Source organism: Enterococcus sp. AZ089 (assembly GCF_050547225.1).
Taxonomy (GTDB): Bacteria; Bacillota; Bacilli; order Lactobacillales; family Enterococcaceae; genus Enterococcus_D; species Enterococcus_D entomosocium.
Window position 1 is genome coordinate 1550621 of record NZ_CP172954.1, and the last position, 15195, is coordinate 1565815.

The 15195-nt window shown below is 41.6% G+C and carries 15 protein-coding genes and 1 riboswitch; of the genes, 11 read left to right on the forward strand and 4 right to left on the reverse strand.

The genetic code is table 11. The features are described from left to right. The first annotated feature begins 35 nt into the window (after positions 1 to 35). Both IGJ01_RS07250 and IGJ01_RS07255 read left to right on the forward strand, forming a co-directional pair. Entirely contained in the window at positions 36 to 998 is a 963-nt protein-coding gene (locus IGJ01_RS07250) for an aromatic acid exporter family protein (RefSeq protein WP_430601565.1), read from the forward strand. A gap of 110 nt (positions 999 to 1108) precedes the next feature. Continuing rightward, positions 1109 to 2545 carry an IS1182 family transposase gene (locus IGJ01_RS07255; RefSeq protein WP_196044744.1) on the forward strand — a complete coding sequence of 479 codons (1437 nt, stop codon included), beginning with the start codon at positions 1109 to 1111 and terminating at the stop codon, positions 2543 to 2545. Positions 2546 to 2592: 47 nt separating this feature from the next. On the opposite strand, the gene IGJ01_RS07260 is transcribed toward IGJ01_RS07255, so the two are convergent. Continuing rightward, entirely contained in the window at positions 2593 to 3549 is a 957-nt protein-coding gene (locus IGJ01_RS07260) for a Gfo/Idh/MocA family protein (RefSeq protein WP_430601566.1), read from the reverse strand. A gap of 123 nt (positions 3550 to 3672) precedes the next feature. On the opposite strand from IGJ01_RS07260, the gene IGJ01_RS07265 reads away from it, so the two are divergent. From IGJ01_RS07265 to purB, 9 genes are all read left to right on the forward strand, one after another. Next, positions 3673 to 4176 carry a hypothetical protein gene (locus tag IGJ01_RS07265; protein WP_430601567.1) on the forward strand — a complete coding sequence of 168 codons (504 nt, stop codon included), beginning with the start codon at positions 3673 to 3675 and terminating at the stop codon, positions 4174 to 4176. Between the two features lie 32 nt (positions 4177 to 4208). Beyond that, the gene (locus tag IGJ01_RS07270; RefSeq protein ID WP_430601624.1) at positions 4209 to 5219 is read left to right on the forward strand and encodes a M15 family metallopeptidase; all 1011 of its coding nucleotides are present in this window, start codon (positions 4209 to 4211) and stop codon (positions 5217 to 5219) included. Next, positions 5216 to 5821, forward strand: coding sequence for a glycoside hydrolase family 73 protein (locus IGJ01_RS07275; RefSeq protein WP_005236425.1), 606 nt, complete (start codon positions 5216 to 5218; stop codon positions 5819 to 5821). The genes IGJ01_RS07270 and IGJ01_RS07275 overlap by 4 nt, the downstream gene beginning before the upstream one ends. A gap of 20 nt (positions 5822 to 5841) precedes the next feature. After that, positions 5842 to 6519 (forward strand): hydrolase, encoded by a 678-nt coding sequence (locus IGJ01_RS07280; protein ID WP_008381475.1) that lies wholly within the window; start codon positions 5842 to 5844, stop codon positions 6517 to 6519. Between the two features lie 82 nt (positions 6520 to 6601). Beyond that, positions 6602 to 6699: riboswitch (purine riboswitch) on the forward strand. Between the two features lie 76 nt (positions 6700 to 6775). Beyond that, positions 6776 to 7357 carry a xanthine phosphoribosyltransferase gene (locus tag IGJ01_RS07285; protein WP_016613323.1) on the forward strand — a complete coding sequence of 194 codons (582 nt, stop codon included), beginning with the start codon at positions 6776 to 6778 and terminating at the stop codon, positions 7355 to 7357. Next, positions 7357 to 8661, forward strand: coding sequence for a nucleobase:cation symporter-2 family protein (locus tag IGJ01_RS07290; RefSeq protein ID WP_016613324.1), 1305 nt, complete (start codon positions 7357 to 7359; stop codon positions 8659 to 8661). The genes IGJ01_RS07285 and IGJ01_RS07290 overlap by 1 nt, the downstream gene beginning before the upstream one ends. Before the next feature lie 331 nt (positions 8662 to 8992). After that, the gene (gene purE / locus IGJ01_RS07295) at positions 8993 to 9481 is read left to right on the forward strand and encodes a 5-(carboxyamino)imidazole ribonucleotide mutase (RefSeq protein WP_005236418.1); all 489 of its coding nucleotides are present in this window, start codon (positions 8993 to 8995) and stop codon (positions 9479 to 9481) included. Then, positions 9474 to 10592, forward strand: a complete 1119-nt coding sequence (purK, locus tag IGJ01_RS07300; protein ID WP_172634721.1) for a 5-(carboxyamino)imidazole ribonucleotide synthase — start codon at positions 9474 to 9476, stop codon at positions 10590 to 10592. Before purE ends, purK begins: the two co-directional genes overlap by 8 nt. 13 nt (positions 10593 to 10605) lie before the next feature. Continuing rightward, a complete protein-coding gene (purB, locus tag IGJ01_RS07305; protein WP_430601568.1) occupies positions 10606 to 11904 on the forward strand; it encodes an adenylosuccinate lyase in 1299 nt (432 codons plus the stop codon). 45 nt (positions 11905 to 11949) lie between these two features. On the opposite strand, the gene IGJ01_RS07310 is transcribed toward purB, so the two are convergent. The 3 genes from IGJ01_RS07310 to IGJ01_RS07320 all read right to left on the reverse strand — a co-directional run bounded on the left by IGJ01_RS07310 (position 11950) and on the right by IGJ01_RS07320 (position 15141). Next, entirely contained in the window at positions 11950 to 13998 is a 2049-nt protein-coding gene (locus tag IGJ01_RS07310) for a penicillin-binding transpeptidase domain-containing protein (RefSeq protein ID WP_430601569.1), read from the reverse strand. Between the two features lies 1 nt (position 13999). Then, positions 14000 to 14605 (reverse strand): DUF1054 domain-containing protein, encoded by a 606-nt coding sequence (locus IGJ01_RS07315; RefSeq protein WP_429947551.1) that lies wholly within the window; start codon positions 14603 to 14605, stop codon positions 14000 to 14002. A gap of 101 nt (positions 14606 to 14706) precedes the next feature. Further along, entirely contained in the window at positions 14707 to 15141 is a 435-nt protein-coding gene (locus IGJ01_RS07320) for a hypothetical protein (RefSeq protein ID WP_005236409.1), read from the reverse strand. Between the last annotated feature and the right edge of the window lie 54 nt (positions 15142 to 15195).

Genomic DNA, 15195 nt, shown 5'->3' on the forward strand with positions numbered 1-15195 from the left:
ACAATTTAGTATACTTTTCAAAGGAGGTGACAAAAATGAAAATTGGATTGAGAACAGTGAAGACAGCAGTTGCTTCCGGTTTGTCCATGTTTCTTGCTCAGCAGATCGGTCTATTGTATGCGCCAGCCGCAGGGATCATCGCAATTTTGAGTGTAGGGAATACAAAGAAAACCTCGCTCTTTACAGGAATCGGTCGTTTGGTCTCCTTGGCGATCGCTACGCTCTTAGCTTTTGTCAGCTTTTATCTTTTAGGCTTTGGTCCGCTGGGCTTTGTTCTTTTTCTCTTCCTATTTATTCCGACGGCAGTCTATTTCAAATTAACCGATGGGATCGTGGTCAATTCGGTCTTGGTGACCCATTATATGATGGAACGTTCTTTTGCTTGGCCATTGATTGGAAATGCTTTTTTGTTGATGAGTATTGGCATCGGCTTTGCACTTTTATTTAACTTGTATATGCCAGACGGCGAACGGGCATTGAAAGAAAAACAGCAGTTGGTAGAAGAAACGTTTAAAAGTCTTTTAAAAGACATGTCGATCGCGTTAACAGAAAAAGAAAAGGCGACGCTCCCTCATGTTTGCCAAGCATTGTTAGGAGAAATCAAGCAAGGCAAACAGCAAGCGATGGTTCATAGTGAAAACCAGTGGCGAGGAGAAGCCTCTTATTATGAAGAGTATTTCACCATGCGGCAGAGTCAAGCGCGCTTACTCTTGGAAATGGTTGATCTATTACAATTGTTTTGGGTAGAAGAAGCCTATACAAATGCGTTTCAAGAGCTGCTATCCTTTACCGCCGAGTCCTTTCATGAAAATAACGATGGAAAAGAGATCTTGGCAAAAATTGCTGCGCTTTATGAAGATTATCGACAAAAGCCATTGCCCCAAACAAGAGCAGAGTTTGAAAATCGCGCTCAGCTGTTTCAGTTTCTGCAAACCTTTAAAAGTTTTATTGAAATCAAAGCCGATTTTTCTGATCAAATGCAAACAATGGCACGCTAAAAAAAGACTCCTAAAAAGGAGTCTTTCAGACTGTAGACAAAGTACTAGTTTTTAGTGCTTTGTCTTTTTTTATCCGTTAAAATAAGAGTATCAATTGGAGGTGTATCCAGATGCTCTCAAAACAAGATATGAGTAAACGCGCACAAATCGGTTTCTTTTCTCTTGAAGACTTGGTCCCACAGGACCATTTATTGCGGCAAATAGATCAATGTATTGATTTCTCCTTTATTTATGAATTGGTTAAAGAGAAATACGATGAAATCCAGGGACGTCCTAGCTTGGATCCTATTCTTCTAATTAAATTACCAATGATTCAATATCTATTTGGTATTAAAAGTATGAGACAAACAATAAAAGAAATAGAAGTGAATATCGCTTATCGCTGGTTTTTAGGTTTGAGTTTAGAAGATCCTGTTCCTCATTTTTCAACATTTGGTAAAAACTATACGCGACGGTTCAAAGGAACAGATCTCTTTGAAAAAATTTTTTATGAAATTCTAGAACAATGTATTGCTGAAGGTATCGTAGATACTTCGGAAGTATTTATTGATAGTACGCATATTAAAGCACATGCGAATCGTAACAAAAAAGAATCTGTCGAAGTAATGGAACAAGCTGTTTTTTATACAGATAAGCTGACAAAAGAAATCACCAAGAATCGAGAAAAACATTTAAAAAAGCCTTTAAAAGAAACAAACGCAGAAAGTAAAACCTCCTTGAAAAAAAGAAGTACGACTGATCCTGAAAGTGGTTGGTTTCACAAAGGTGAACACAAAGAAGTTTTTGCCTATAGCTCACAAGTGGCGTGTGATAAACATGGATGGATATTAGGTTATACTACACACCCAGGGAACTTTCATGACAGTCGTACGTTTGTTTCTTTGTTTAACAAGCTCAAAGGAGCTTTTCCCCTAGAAAAATTGATTATGGATGCTGGGTATAAGACACCAGCAATTGCACAATTACTACTCGAACATAAATTGACCCCAATTTTCCCATATAAACGTCCGATGACTAAAAAAGGCTATTTCAAGAAACATGAATATGTTTATGACGATTATTATAATTGTTATATCTGTCCCAATAATAAAATACTCTCTTATACCACTACCAATCGTAAAGGATATATCGAATACAAAAGCAATCCAAAGGATTGTAAAAATTGTCCTTTCTTATCTAAGTGTACCAACTCAAAAAATCATACCAAAGTAATCACTAGACATATTTGGGCTGAAGCTTTAGAAACCTGTGAAGAGATACGCCATCAAAGTTGGTTCAAAGAACTTTATAAAAAGAGAAAAGAAACCATTGAACGAATTTTTGGGACAGCAAAAGAATTTCACGGATTACGTTATACCAATCAAATAGGAATTGAAAAAATGCACATGAAAATTGGGCTTACTTTTGCGTGTCTTAATATGAAAAAGCTAGCAAAAATAAAAAGGATCAGAGCGCAAAAGAGGCGTTTTCCAAAAGGAAAACTGCCTAATCTATCGATTATTCATAGAATATTACATAGAAAAAAGACAAACCTCATATTTGTATAAGGTTTGTCTACAGTCTGAAAGACTCCTAAAAAGGAGTCTTTTTCATTTTACTGCTGTTCCCAAAAAGCTTGCATTTGATCAAGAACGTCAATGACATCGGTGGTCAAATGGATCGATCCTTCGATCTCGCCATCGATGGCTTTGATCATATTGGCAATTTCATAATTAAGGGCTTGACTGCTGTCGCCAGCTTCAATCACTTCATTTGTTCCATCTCGGAAATGGATCACGGCTTTGTCCGCACGAGGGTATTCATCTACGGTAATGTATCCTTCTTCGAAAGCGACGATACCGGTTTTAGGCATTTTCGCTTGAAAAGTCAGCGTGACACTAGCCATTTCATCGGCTGGATTTTGTAGGATCGTGACTGATTGTTCATCCACACCTGTAGAGAAGGGCTTCATGCTGCTAAACGTCACTTCTGGTGTATCCGTCATGAAAAAGCGGGCAAATGAAACAGCATACGTACCGATATCCAATAAAGCACCGCCGCCTAAATCTGGATTGAAGAAACGATTGCTTGGGTCTGGATCTTTGTAGCTGCCAAATGGTGCTTGGATCATTTTTAATTTTCCTAAGCGTCCAGCATCGATCTCTTCTTTCAAACGTGCATAAACCGGCATATTGAAGATCGTCATAGCTTCTTCTAAGATCAGATTTTTTTCTTTGGCTAAGGTCAATTCTTCAGCTAATTCATCGGCACTGGTCGTAATGGCTTTTTCACAGAGGACATGTTTTCCGGCCATTAGAGCTTTCATAATAAATTCGTGATGAAGATCATTAGGTACTGCAATGTACACAATATCAATTTGCGGATCTTCCAGCATAGCATCTGTGCTTTCATAAGCATGGGGAATAGAGTGTTTCTTAGCAAATGCTTGGACTTTAGGGAAACTCCGGGCACTGACCCCATATAGTTCACTTGCTTCATTAGAAAAGCCAGCAGCAAATTGTGTCGCGATGTCTCCAAGTCCAATCATTCCCCAACGGTATTTTTTCATCATTGATCATCTCCTTCATATTTAGTATAACAAAAGAAATGAATTCTTTAAAATAATCAAAAACAATCGCAAAAAGTTTCCATTACGGCTGACTTTCAGTAAAATATAGAAGAGGAGGGATAACATATGCATAATGTATCAATAGCCATTATTTTAAATACGATTATCGAGCAATACACATCAGAAAAACAGTTTTATGAGACACATTTAGGAATCTCTGAGGAGCAATGGGAGGCATGGAAAAATGGCACAATGAGTCTGTCACCTGCTGAAAATCAGAAAGTGAAGCTGCTGTTTTCAGATTATGAATGGATGCTGATCCAAAAAATCATTCGGCAAACCGTCATTTATCCAGAAAAACGCAATCAAGCGGTCGTCGAGTTCAAAAAAATGAAGACTCAAATCGCCAGAACGTGGTTAGCAAGCGATTTAGCGAAAGTCGAATTGTTAACAGAATCTGAAGAAACAGCCCAATACCTTGATTTGAGAGTCAGTATTACGTATGATGAGTGGGGTTATGATGATATACTAAACTTCCGATTGCCCGCTTTTGTTCAGCAGCAGATCCGCAATGAAAAAATCGAGTTGTTAGAGTGGGTTAAAGAAAATCTGGAAGAAACTTATAATTAAAGGTAGGGTATTTTTTGAAAAAGTATTATGGAATGGCTGCGGCGGCGGGCTTCTTGTTTCTGGTTCTTTTAACCATTCAAGTGAACCGAGTGACCGCAGTCACCCCAACAAAGAGTGCAAGTATCGCTCGTTCAACAGATCAAGCAACAACGGGTGAAACAACAGAAACAAATGAAAAAGAGCCAAATGGGAACACGCAAGAGTCACAAGAACAAGCAAGTGCTAGTGATGAAGTGAACGAAGAGGATTTTCCAACTGTTTCATTGGATGATTGGTCATTGGTTTTGGTAGGCCCAAACAATAAAATCAAAAGCGAAATTGGCCAAAAAGATTTAGGGAAATTGTCGAATGGCTATCTCGTCGATCAACGCATCGTTTCAGCTTATGAAAAGCTGGCAGATGCCGCAAAAGCTGCAGGACATCCTTTGGTGATGGTCTCTGCCTACCGTTCAGTAGCGTATCAAGAGGAGATATTCAATGCCAATGTCAATACCCTGATGAGTCAAGGTCATACAAAAGAAGAAGCAATTCGTATCACGAAACTGACCTTTACTGAGCCTGGCTATAGCGAACACCATACTGGGCTTGCTGTTGATGTTGTGGATCAGGATTGGTATCAAAATCATACAGGAGAACTGCTCAATGAGGGGTTCGGTGATACTGAGGGTGGAAAATGGCTACAAGCTCATGCAAGGGAGTATGGGTTTATCATCCGTTACCCGAAAGGAAAACATGCTATTACGCAAATCGATTATGAGCCTTGGCATTTACGATATGTAGGAGTCGAAGTGGCAACCTACATTGAGGAGCAGGAGTTGACCTTTGAAGAGTTTCTGGAAGAAGCAAAAGAGCACATCGCTCGAAAAGAAGCAGAACTGTCCTCTCACGAATGGGAAGATCCTTTGTCAGAGGACTGGATCTATGAGGGTTCTCTTGCTAAAAGTCAAGAAAGCAGTGAGCTTACACAAGATGAGTTGTTGCTGAATGGAGGCGATTTGTTCACTAAGAACGTGTTTAGTCAGACAAAGGAAGTGAAAAAATGAGCGCAAGACGAAAAAAACAGAAGACTCGTTTCCCATTAGTCTTTCTAGGGTTATTCTTAATTGGGATTGCTTTTATTTTTTCCTTAAATAGTTTGGCGGATCCTCTTCCGAAAGAGGAAGAAACAAATACTGAAGCGATCTCTCATGAAGAATTTATCGATCGCATTGCTCCTTACGCGCAAGAACTGCAAAAAGGCTATGGGATTTTACCAAGTATCATTATAGGTCAGGCGATTCTTGAATCAGATTGGGGCCAGAGTTCTCTAGCCAGCAAATACAATAATTTATTTGGCATCAAGTCATTTGGTCATTCAAAAAAGGTGACATTAGATACCCAAGAGTTTTATAATGGAGAATGGGTCACGATTCAAGGAGATTTTCGTGTCTATGATACTTGGGAAGAATCAATGGATGATCATACGATGTTGTTTGTAAATGGTGTTGATTGGAATCCTGCGCTTTATGTAGATGTCTTGACAGCAAACGACTACCGCAGTGCCGCACAAGCCTTACAAGATGCAGGATATGCAACGGATCCAGATTATGCCAGCAAAATCATTCAAGTCATTGAAACCTACCAATTGAATCGATTTGATCAATAAGAAAAGAGAGTTGGCTGCTTATGGAAGAAAAATATATGCCAAAAATCACCACTGATTTACGCAAAGATATCGTCAAAGTGCCTAAAGTTATTCGAGAGGCTAGCGGCATTCAAATATTTGGGAAACAAATCCGCTCCATTATTTTTACTACGGATATTGCGATCATCCGTAATACAAATGCGGACGCTGTGATAGCGGTCTATCCTTTTACACCGCACCCAGCAATTACGAAAGCAATTATCGAAGCAGCAGATATTCCAGTGTTTTCTGGTGTCGGCGGCGGCTTGACCCAAGGATTCCGCTCTTCTTATATGAGCATGTTTGCTGAAGCTCAGGGATCGATCGGGGTCGTCTTAAACGGACCCACGCCATTGAAAACTGTGGAGCAAGTCTGTAAAGTCGTGGATATTCCCGTTATCAGTACCGTAACGAGTAAGTATACTGAAATTGATGCCAAACTTGAAGCTGGTGTGAAGGTCATCAATATCAGTGCCGGCAAGGACACAGCGGATACCGTGGCTTTCTTCCGTAAAAAATATCCGAAGCTGCCGATCATTGCAACGGGTGGTCCAACTGAGGAGAGCATCTTAGAAACGATTGAAGCAGGTGCGAATGCGATCACTTACACGCCGCCTTCCAACGGGGAGCTTTTCAGTAAAAAGATGGAGCACTATCGTGATATGGAGAAACCAGAGTAGCAAATGATCCACAAATGAGAATATTTTTATTTATAAAGGGCATTCCATGCTTGTGTTTTTAATCAAAGACAGGCATAATCGAATCTATCATTTAAAAATTACTTGTATATCGTCGAAATATGGTCGACAGTCTCTACCCGATACCGTAAATATCGGACTATAAGTAAAAATCGTGCCTGTTAGACACTTTTTTTGCTTTGGCAAAAAGAGTGTCTTTTTTTTCAGGATGGAATAGAAAGGAACGAGGAGAGCTAGGATGGATAAATTAGTTGAGCGTATCAAAACACACGGGAACGTCTTGGGTGAAGGGGTTCTCAAAGTGGACCAGTTTTTGACCCACCAAGTGGATTATGAGTTGATGAGAGAAATCGGTACAGTTTTTGCAGAACGATTTCAAGAAAGTGGGATCACCAAAGTAGTGACCATCGAAGCTTCAGGGATCGCACCAGCACTTTATACTGCAGAAAAGTTGCAGGTACCAATGATCTTTGCTCGAAAAGCAAAGAGTCTGACGATGGATGAAGAGTTGTTGACCGCATCGGTCTATTCCTTTACTAAGCAAGTGACCAGCCAAGTATCGATTTCTAAGAAATTCTTATCTTCAGATGATACGGTATTAATAATTGATGATTTCTTAGCAAACGGACAAGCTGCAAAAGGATTGATCGAATTGTGTCAGCAAGCAGGAGCAAAAGTCGTTGGCATTGGGATCGTCATTGAAAAATCATTCCAAACTGGTCGACAATTGCTTGAAGAAATGGGAATCCCCGTTGTTTCCTTAGCACGAATCGCCTCATTGTCGGAAGGCCAAGTTAGCTTTTTAGAAGGAGATGCCTAATGAAAGAGACGAATAGCCGTTCAGCAGTTTTAGGCTTGCAGCATTTGCTAGCGATGTATGCAGGAGCTGTTGCCGTCCCTTTGTTGATTGGAACAGGCCTCGGCTTTAATGAAGCGCAGATGACGTATTTGATCTCGATCGATATTTTCATGTGCGGAATCGCTACGCTTTTGCAATTAGTCGTCACCCGCTTTTTTGGGATCGGCCTACCAGTCGTTTTAGGTTGTGCCATCCAAGCTGTCTCCCCATTGATTTTGATTGGCACCAAATCAGGAATCAGTGCGATTTACGGAGCGATCATTGCTGCTGGGATTTTCATTGTCTTGATCGCCGGCATTTTTTCGAAAATCAAAGTTTTGTTCCCTCCATTGGTGACAGGAACGGTGATTACCGTCATCGGCTTGACCTTGATTCCAGTCGCCATCACCAAAATCGGTGGAGGGGATGCCGCAGCTGCTAACTTTGGTGATCCAACGAATTTATTGTTAGGCTTTGTGACGATTGCGCTGATCATTGGCGTGCAAGTGTTTGGCAAAGGCTTTATTCGCTCGATTGCCGTACTGATCGGTTTGATTGGTGGGACTATTTTAGCAGCATTATTAGGCTTGGTTGATCTTTCTGCCATCACTCATGCACCTGTGTTTCATTTGCCTCAGCCTTTTTATTTCGGTTTACCAACCTTTGATCTGTGGTCGATCGTCTTGATGATCATTATTTCCATCGTTAGTTTGGTAGAATCCACAGGCGTTTATTTTGCACTGGGAGACATAACTGAAAAACCGATTACAGGCAATGACTTAAAGCGCGGCTATCGTGCGGAGGGCTTGGCGGTGATCCTTGGTGGGATCTTCAATACGTTTCCTTATACTGGATTTTCACAAAACGTAGGTTTGGTTCAACTTTCAGGCATTAAGACGCGCCGTCCGATTTTCTTTTCAGCAATCTTTTTGATCGTATTAGGGTTGTTTCCAAAAGTCGGTGCCATCGCACAGATCATTCCAGAGGCAGTGCTTGGCGGCGGCATGTTAGTGATGTTTGGCATGGTGGCTGTTCAAGGGATGAGAATGCTGAGCAAAGTTGATTTTATGAATGACAAGAACTTGTTAGTGATTGCAGTATCAATCGGTTTTGGTTTAGGGTTCAATATGATGCCCACTTTATTCAGTCAAATGCCTGAAACCGTTCAAATGTTTACAGGCAATGGGATCGTCATGAGTAGTTTGACTGCCATTGTTTTGAATCTGTTCTTTAATGGACTGCCGAAAGAAACAGACGAAGTGACGGAATTGCGCTTGCAACAGTAAGTTTATTTGATCCAGACGAGGATTCGTCTGGATTTTTTGTATTGTTCCTTTATTTGTCTTATTATCGGATATCTGACGTGTTGAATACATATCTTTGAGATAAAAGCGAACAATGAAAAGTAAAATTTGTTAATAGTTCGAAAATATTTTGACATTGCTCGGGCAACTCGTTACTATTTAGAGGTGAAAGTGAATGTTAGCAGAGCCATGTGCCTTTGGGATATCTCAGACGTAGCTTCAAAAGGTTGCTAACAAAATGATTTTCGTAAGAAAAATACTTCTGAGGTTTATTCAGAAGAGAATCGTAAAAATTCAGTGGAGGGAAAATTGAATGAAACCAGCAGTTGCAGTGATTATGGGAAGTCAATCAGATTGGGAAACAATGAAGGAGTGCTGCTTGATTTTAGATGAGTTAGCGATACCTTATCAGAAAAAAGTCGTTTCGGCACATCGTACACCAGATTTGATGTTCGAATTTGCAGAAACAGCCCGAGAAAAAGGGATTAAAGTCATTGTTGCAGGAGCGGGTGGCGCTGCCCATTTGCCGGGAATGGTGGCAGCTAAAACAACATTGCCGGTCATTGGTGTTCCCGTCCAATCACGCGCATTAAACGGTTTGGATTCCCTTTTATCGATCGTGCAAATGCCGGGTGGTGTACCAGTAGCAACAACGGCGATCGGAAAAGCTGGCGCAACTAACGCAGGACTACTTGCAGCCCAGATGCTTTCCATGTATGATTTAGAGATAGCGGAGAAATTAGACGCACGAAGAAATACATTAAAAGAAATCGTATTGGAAAGTAGTGATCAACTTGATTAAACCTTTAATGCCCAACGCAACGATCGGAATCGTTGGCGGAGGACAGCTAGGTCGTATGATGGCAATGAGTGCCAAAGAAATGGGCTTTCGGGTTGGCGTTTTAGACCCTACTGCCAATTGTCCAACAGCCCAAGTCGCTGATTGGCATATTGTTGCTGCCTATGATGATGTGTTTGCTTTAGAAGAAATGGCTCGACGTGCCGATGTAATCACCTATGAATTTGAAAATGTCAGTGTTGAAGCATTGAACTCTATTTTGCCTTACTCACATATCCCTCAAGGCACCGATCTGTTAGCAATCACTCAAGATCGTTTATTAGAGAAGTCATTTTTAGAGGCAAACAATATCGTGATTGCACCTTATGCCACGATCATCAGCCCGACAGACATCCAAGATGCCATCGACAGCATTGGTTACCCTTGTGTATTAAAAACCACTAGAGGCGGCTATGACGGAAAAGGACAGCACGTGCTTTACAGTACGGCTGATTTGGCGCCTTCCATGAATTTACTTCGCGAAGGAACTTGCGAATTAGAAGCATGGATTCCTTTTGAAAAAGAATTATCGATTTTAGTTGCCGGTAATGGAGAAACCTTTACCACTTTCCCAGTGGTAGAAAATATCCACCGTAACAATATTTTGCATCAAACGATCGCTCCTGCGCACATTGATCCAGAAGTTGCCGAAGAAGCCAAACGGATCGCTCACATTATTGCAAAAGCTTTGGATCTGCAAGGCGTTTTAGCCATCGAAATGTTCCTGACCAAAAGCGGCGGCTTGTATGTCAATGAATTGGCGCCACGTCCGCATAATTCGGGTCACTATTCGATCGAAGCTTGTTCCATGAGTCAGTTTGACGCTCATATCCGCGGCATCTGTGGCTGGCCGTTGCCGGAAGTTTCTTTGCTTTCACCTGCAGTCATGGTCAATGTCTTAGGAGATGAATTGACAGAAACCTATGATTTGATTGCCACAAAACCTGCTTGGCAATTTCATTACTATGGCAAAGAAGAAGCAAAAACCGGTCGCAAAATGGGACATATCACTATTTTGACGGAAGACATTGCAGAAACCACTGAAGAAATCTATCAAACCAATATTTGGGATTAAAGGAGATAAAAACATGTTAGAGCGTTATACAAGACCAGAAATGGGTGCTATTTGGACCGATCAAAATCGCTACCAAGCGTGGCTAGAAGTCGAAATTTTAGCTGACGAAGCTTGGGCGGAATTAGGAGAGATACCGAAAGAGGATGTTGCATTGATTCGTAAAAAAGCATCCTTTGATATCGACCGTATCTTAGAGATCGAAGCGCAAACGCGACATGATGTAGTTGCTTTTACCCGAGCAGTCTCTGAATCTTTGGGTGATGAAAGTAAATGGGTCCACTACGGCTTGACGTCAACGGATGTTGTTGATACGGCGTATGGCTACTTGATGAAACAAGCCAACGATTTGATTCGTGAAGATTTGAACCGTTTCGTGACGATCATTGGCGAAAAAGCCAAAGAATACAAGCATACCGTGATGATGGGACGTACCCATGGTGTTCATGCGGAACCAACGACCTTTGGCTTGAAATTAGCCTTGTGGTATTCAGAAATGAAACGCAATGTTGAACGTTTTGAGCGGGCAGCAAAAGGGGTCGAAGCTGGAAAGATCAGTGGTGCTGTTGGAACCTTTGCAAATATCCCTCCATTTGTCGAAGAGTATGTCTGTGAAAAACTAGGGATTCGTGCGCAAGATATTTCCACGCAAGTATTGCCTCGTGACCTACATGCTGAATATTTCTCAGCAATGGCGTTGATCGCAACGAGCATTGAGAAATTTGCCACCGAGATCCGTGGACTACAAAAATCAGAAACGCGGGAAGTTGAAGAATTCTTCGCCAAAGGACAAAAAGGTTCTTCTGCCATGCCCCATAAGCGTAACCCAATCGGTTCTGAAAATATGGCCGGACTTGCAAGAGTCGTTCGCGGTCATATGGTGACGGCTTATGAAAATGTCTCCCTTTGGCATGAACGGGATATCTCACATTCATCGGCAGAACGGATCATTATTCCGGATACGACGATTTTGATCGATTACATGCTGAATCGCTTTGGCAATATCGTCAAAAATCTGACTGTTTTCCCAGAGAATATGAAGCGCAATATGAATGCGACCTTTGGATTGATCTACAGCCAACGGGTGATGTTGAAATTGATCGATCACGGGATGACCAGAGAGCAAGCCTATGACTTGGTTCAGCCGAAAACAGCGCAAGCTTGGGATGAACAAACGGATTTCCGCCCATTGTTAGAAGCTGATCCAGCAATCACGGATGTTTTGACCAAAGCTGATTTGGATGATGCGTTTGATTACAACCATCATTTAAAACAAGTTGACACGATCTTTGAACGTGTCGGTTTAGCCGAATAAAAAAAGCTGCAACCTTGAGACCTCCGTCTTAAGGTTGCGGCTTTTTTAATAATTTTCAGCTAAGTAGGTCAATAGATCAGGTGCTAAACCAGTTGCTGATTGGTTTTCCTGGCGATCTTCTAACATGGAAACCATCAGAAATCCTTGATCTTGCGAATCGAAGGCGAATAAGAAGCTGTTTTCTTGGCCTTTTTCATCTTGCTTTTCTTTGATTTCAGCAGTTCCTGTTTTGGCAGCTAGCGGAATGTTCAGCGCTGCCAAAGAGTGTGCCGTTCCGTTGGCATCTGAGACAACAGCTGTCAAATCTTGATTGATTTGCTCAATCGTCTCTGGTTTAAAGACTTCTTTGTCTTTTTGCTCTGCCTCTTTCACTAAACGGGGATAGACCAGCTTCCCTTGATTGGCAAAGACCGAGTAAGCAGCAGCTTGTTGAATGGGATTCAGTAACAGTTCTCCTTGCCCATAGCCGGTATCTGCCAGTAAAATCTCTGAGTTGAAGGACTCTTCATTGGAAATTTGAGCAGGATTCATCGCAATCGGTAAATCAAACGTTTCGCCAAAAATCAATTTCGACAAGCCATTACGAAAAGCATCTTCACCCATAGTCAAGGTTTGTTGTGCCATATAGATGTTATCAGAGTAAACCAGTGCATCTTTTAGATTGACAGAAGCTACATCGCTGACTCTGGTGACAAAGTAGTCTCCCCACGAGCTGTCTTTTTGCCACTTCAATCCATCGATCGCAATACTTTGGGTAGGGTCGATCGTACTGTTTTCTAAGCCAATCGCTGCCGTGATGGTCTTAAAGGTCGAACCTGGCGCATAGGCCGTAGCAAAGCGGCTGATGAAAGGCAAGTCTTCATTTTGTTCATACGCATCATAGTCTTCTTGTGAGATTCCTTGGGTCATTTTATTGGGATCATAACTTGGTGAGCTGGCTAATACTAGCAAATCACCGGTTTTTGGTTCTGTGACGACCGTGGAGCCCGCCTGATTTTGTAAGGCGTCAAAAGCTGTCTTTTGGGCTTGTGCGTCAATGGTCAGTTGGATATCTTTACCATCTGCCCGTTCTTTTTCTAAAAGAACCGATTTTTCAGCACCGTCTTCATCAGTGATGGCGATTTTTCCGCCATTTTCGCCCCGCAACTCTTTGTCAAAGGCAGCTTCCAGACCACTACGACCAATTTGTCCGTTACTTGCTAGTGTTTCATCTTTTTCGATATCTTCTGCAGTCACGTTCCCTAGATAACCAATCAACTGGGCAGCGGCTTCTCCAAGAGGATAAGTCCGTCCCGTCGTTTCTTTTAAACTTGTTCCAGTTGGCATTTCATCGGTTGGTTCGATAATCTTCAAGGGAACGAACAACTCATCTTGGACCCACGATTGAGCCAATGCTTGATCGATCGCATCTTCTGTTAGGTCAAAACGCTCCGCGATTGCTTTGATATTGGCGGTTTTTTCGTCTCCCGTACCCAGCTGTCCTGGAATGACGCCTAGTTGATAGAGCGTGCCATTTTCTGCTAGCGGTTCGTTGTTTCGGTCTAAGATTTCTCCACGTGTGGCATTATCTACAGAGATACTAACTTTGTCTTGTCCTTCCATTCCCGGAAAAATCAATTGAGGCGACCAATCGATCTTGGCTTGGTCATCAGCCAGAGTAATCGTGCCACTATAAGACAGCTCGGTTAATTCACCTAACGAGGTGGTTAAGGAACCGTTGTATTGGAAATTGAATTGATCGGAATCCTTGTCATCAGGTGTTACTTCAATTCCTGAAGCTTTAAATGATTCGGCACCGATACCAGTGAAAATCGCTTCGTATTTTGCGGAGACTTCGTCTGCGGTAAAGCCGTTTGATTCCAAACTTTCTTCGGCCAGTAAAGCCGATAGATCGCTGTACTTCTGATCAGATATAGCATCGATAAAGGAATTGAGGACTTTTTTTGCTGCTGCTTCTTCTTGCCGATTTTGATAGACCGTATAGCCATAATAACCGCCACCAAGTACTAATAAGGCGGCAGGTAGTGCCAGCCAGACGAAACGCTTAGGTTTTTTCGCTGGTTTTTCGTTGCGAGACCGCCGATTTTCTGACATATTATTGTTCCTCCTTTAGTGCCGACAAACGGGCGTGATAAAGCGGCAACAGCGTTTGATAAACTGCTAAAATATCCGCCATCTCAACTTCTTCGATCATTTTTTTCGGAAAAATCTTGCCAATTTGAAGTTCACTTTTTTTAACTTTCTGTAATCGTTCTAAGTAGGTTGGCCATTTAGCGATTGGAGAGTGGTCATACTTGGTATGATCAGGAGATAGCGTAAAGTCTGCTGGCAATTGATCAAATAATTCTTTTTGAGCCAGCCAAGATTCCGCGATCGTTGCTTGATTTTTCGGTTGATCGATCACACTGAGCCAAACAAAGACATACTCTTGATTGATTCCAATTTGAAAGTGGGCATCCATTTTATAACCACGCTTGTTAGGGCCGATCCCCGCCCACGTTTCGGCAGGAGGGTAGACGGTTCTACGCCGATGCTGTGCGATATGCAAATAAAAAGGGTCTTGACAGCTTTCTTCAAATAATGGGATCGCTGCCTCGCCGATGGTTTGGAAAACCGGCTGGATCTCTGAACGGATTTTTTCCATTCTTTCTTCTAATGTTTCTAAAGCAAAAGCATCAAATGACTGTTTTGTAAATAGCATAATCGTGTCCTTTCTTTTGTCTGAAAACAGTATAACAAAAAAAGCCCGTAAAATTTCGGGCTTTTGTTTTTTTTATCTTATTTTTATTTAGTGATCACCCGTCAGTGCGTAGCGTGACTTAAGTTAAAGGTAGGGGCTTGACTTTGTTCCTTCAAAAGATGCAAAAGATCGTCTAAAAAAGAAAAGTCCATTTCTTCTAAATTAAAATAAATACGGAAAGAATACGTATGTTTAAATAAGCTTTGACGATGTATCTGGTGAATGATCAATTCGTCATTGCGGCCATTTTGAAATTGTAGAACTCTTTTTTGTTCTTCTGCATAGTGAGGACGTGCCCCTTTTTTGAAGGGACTGAATACATAGAAACTCGTTTGTTGGTTAATGGAAAGGATTTGCTGCACGGCCAATAATTCGTTATGGAGCTGTTGTTTTTCTTTGTCTGTTAAATGAGCTAAAAAAAGTTCAGCACGATTCTTTAGCGACCACATATAGTACTCCTCCTTGAATGTAGCTACAATACGACCTAAATATAGCATGAAAATAGAATGTTGTAAACGCTTTATAAAACCCTTCGCCAGTCAAACGGGAGA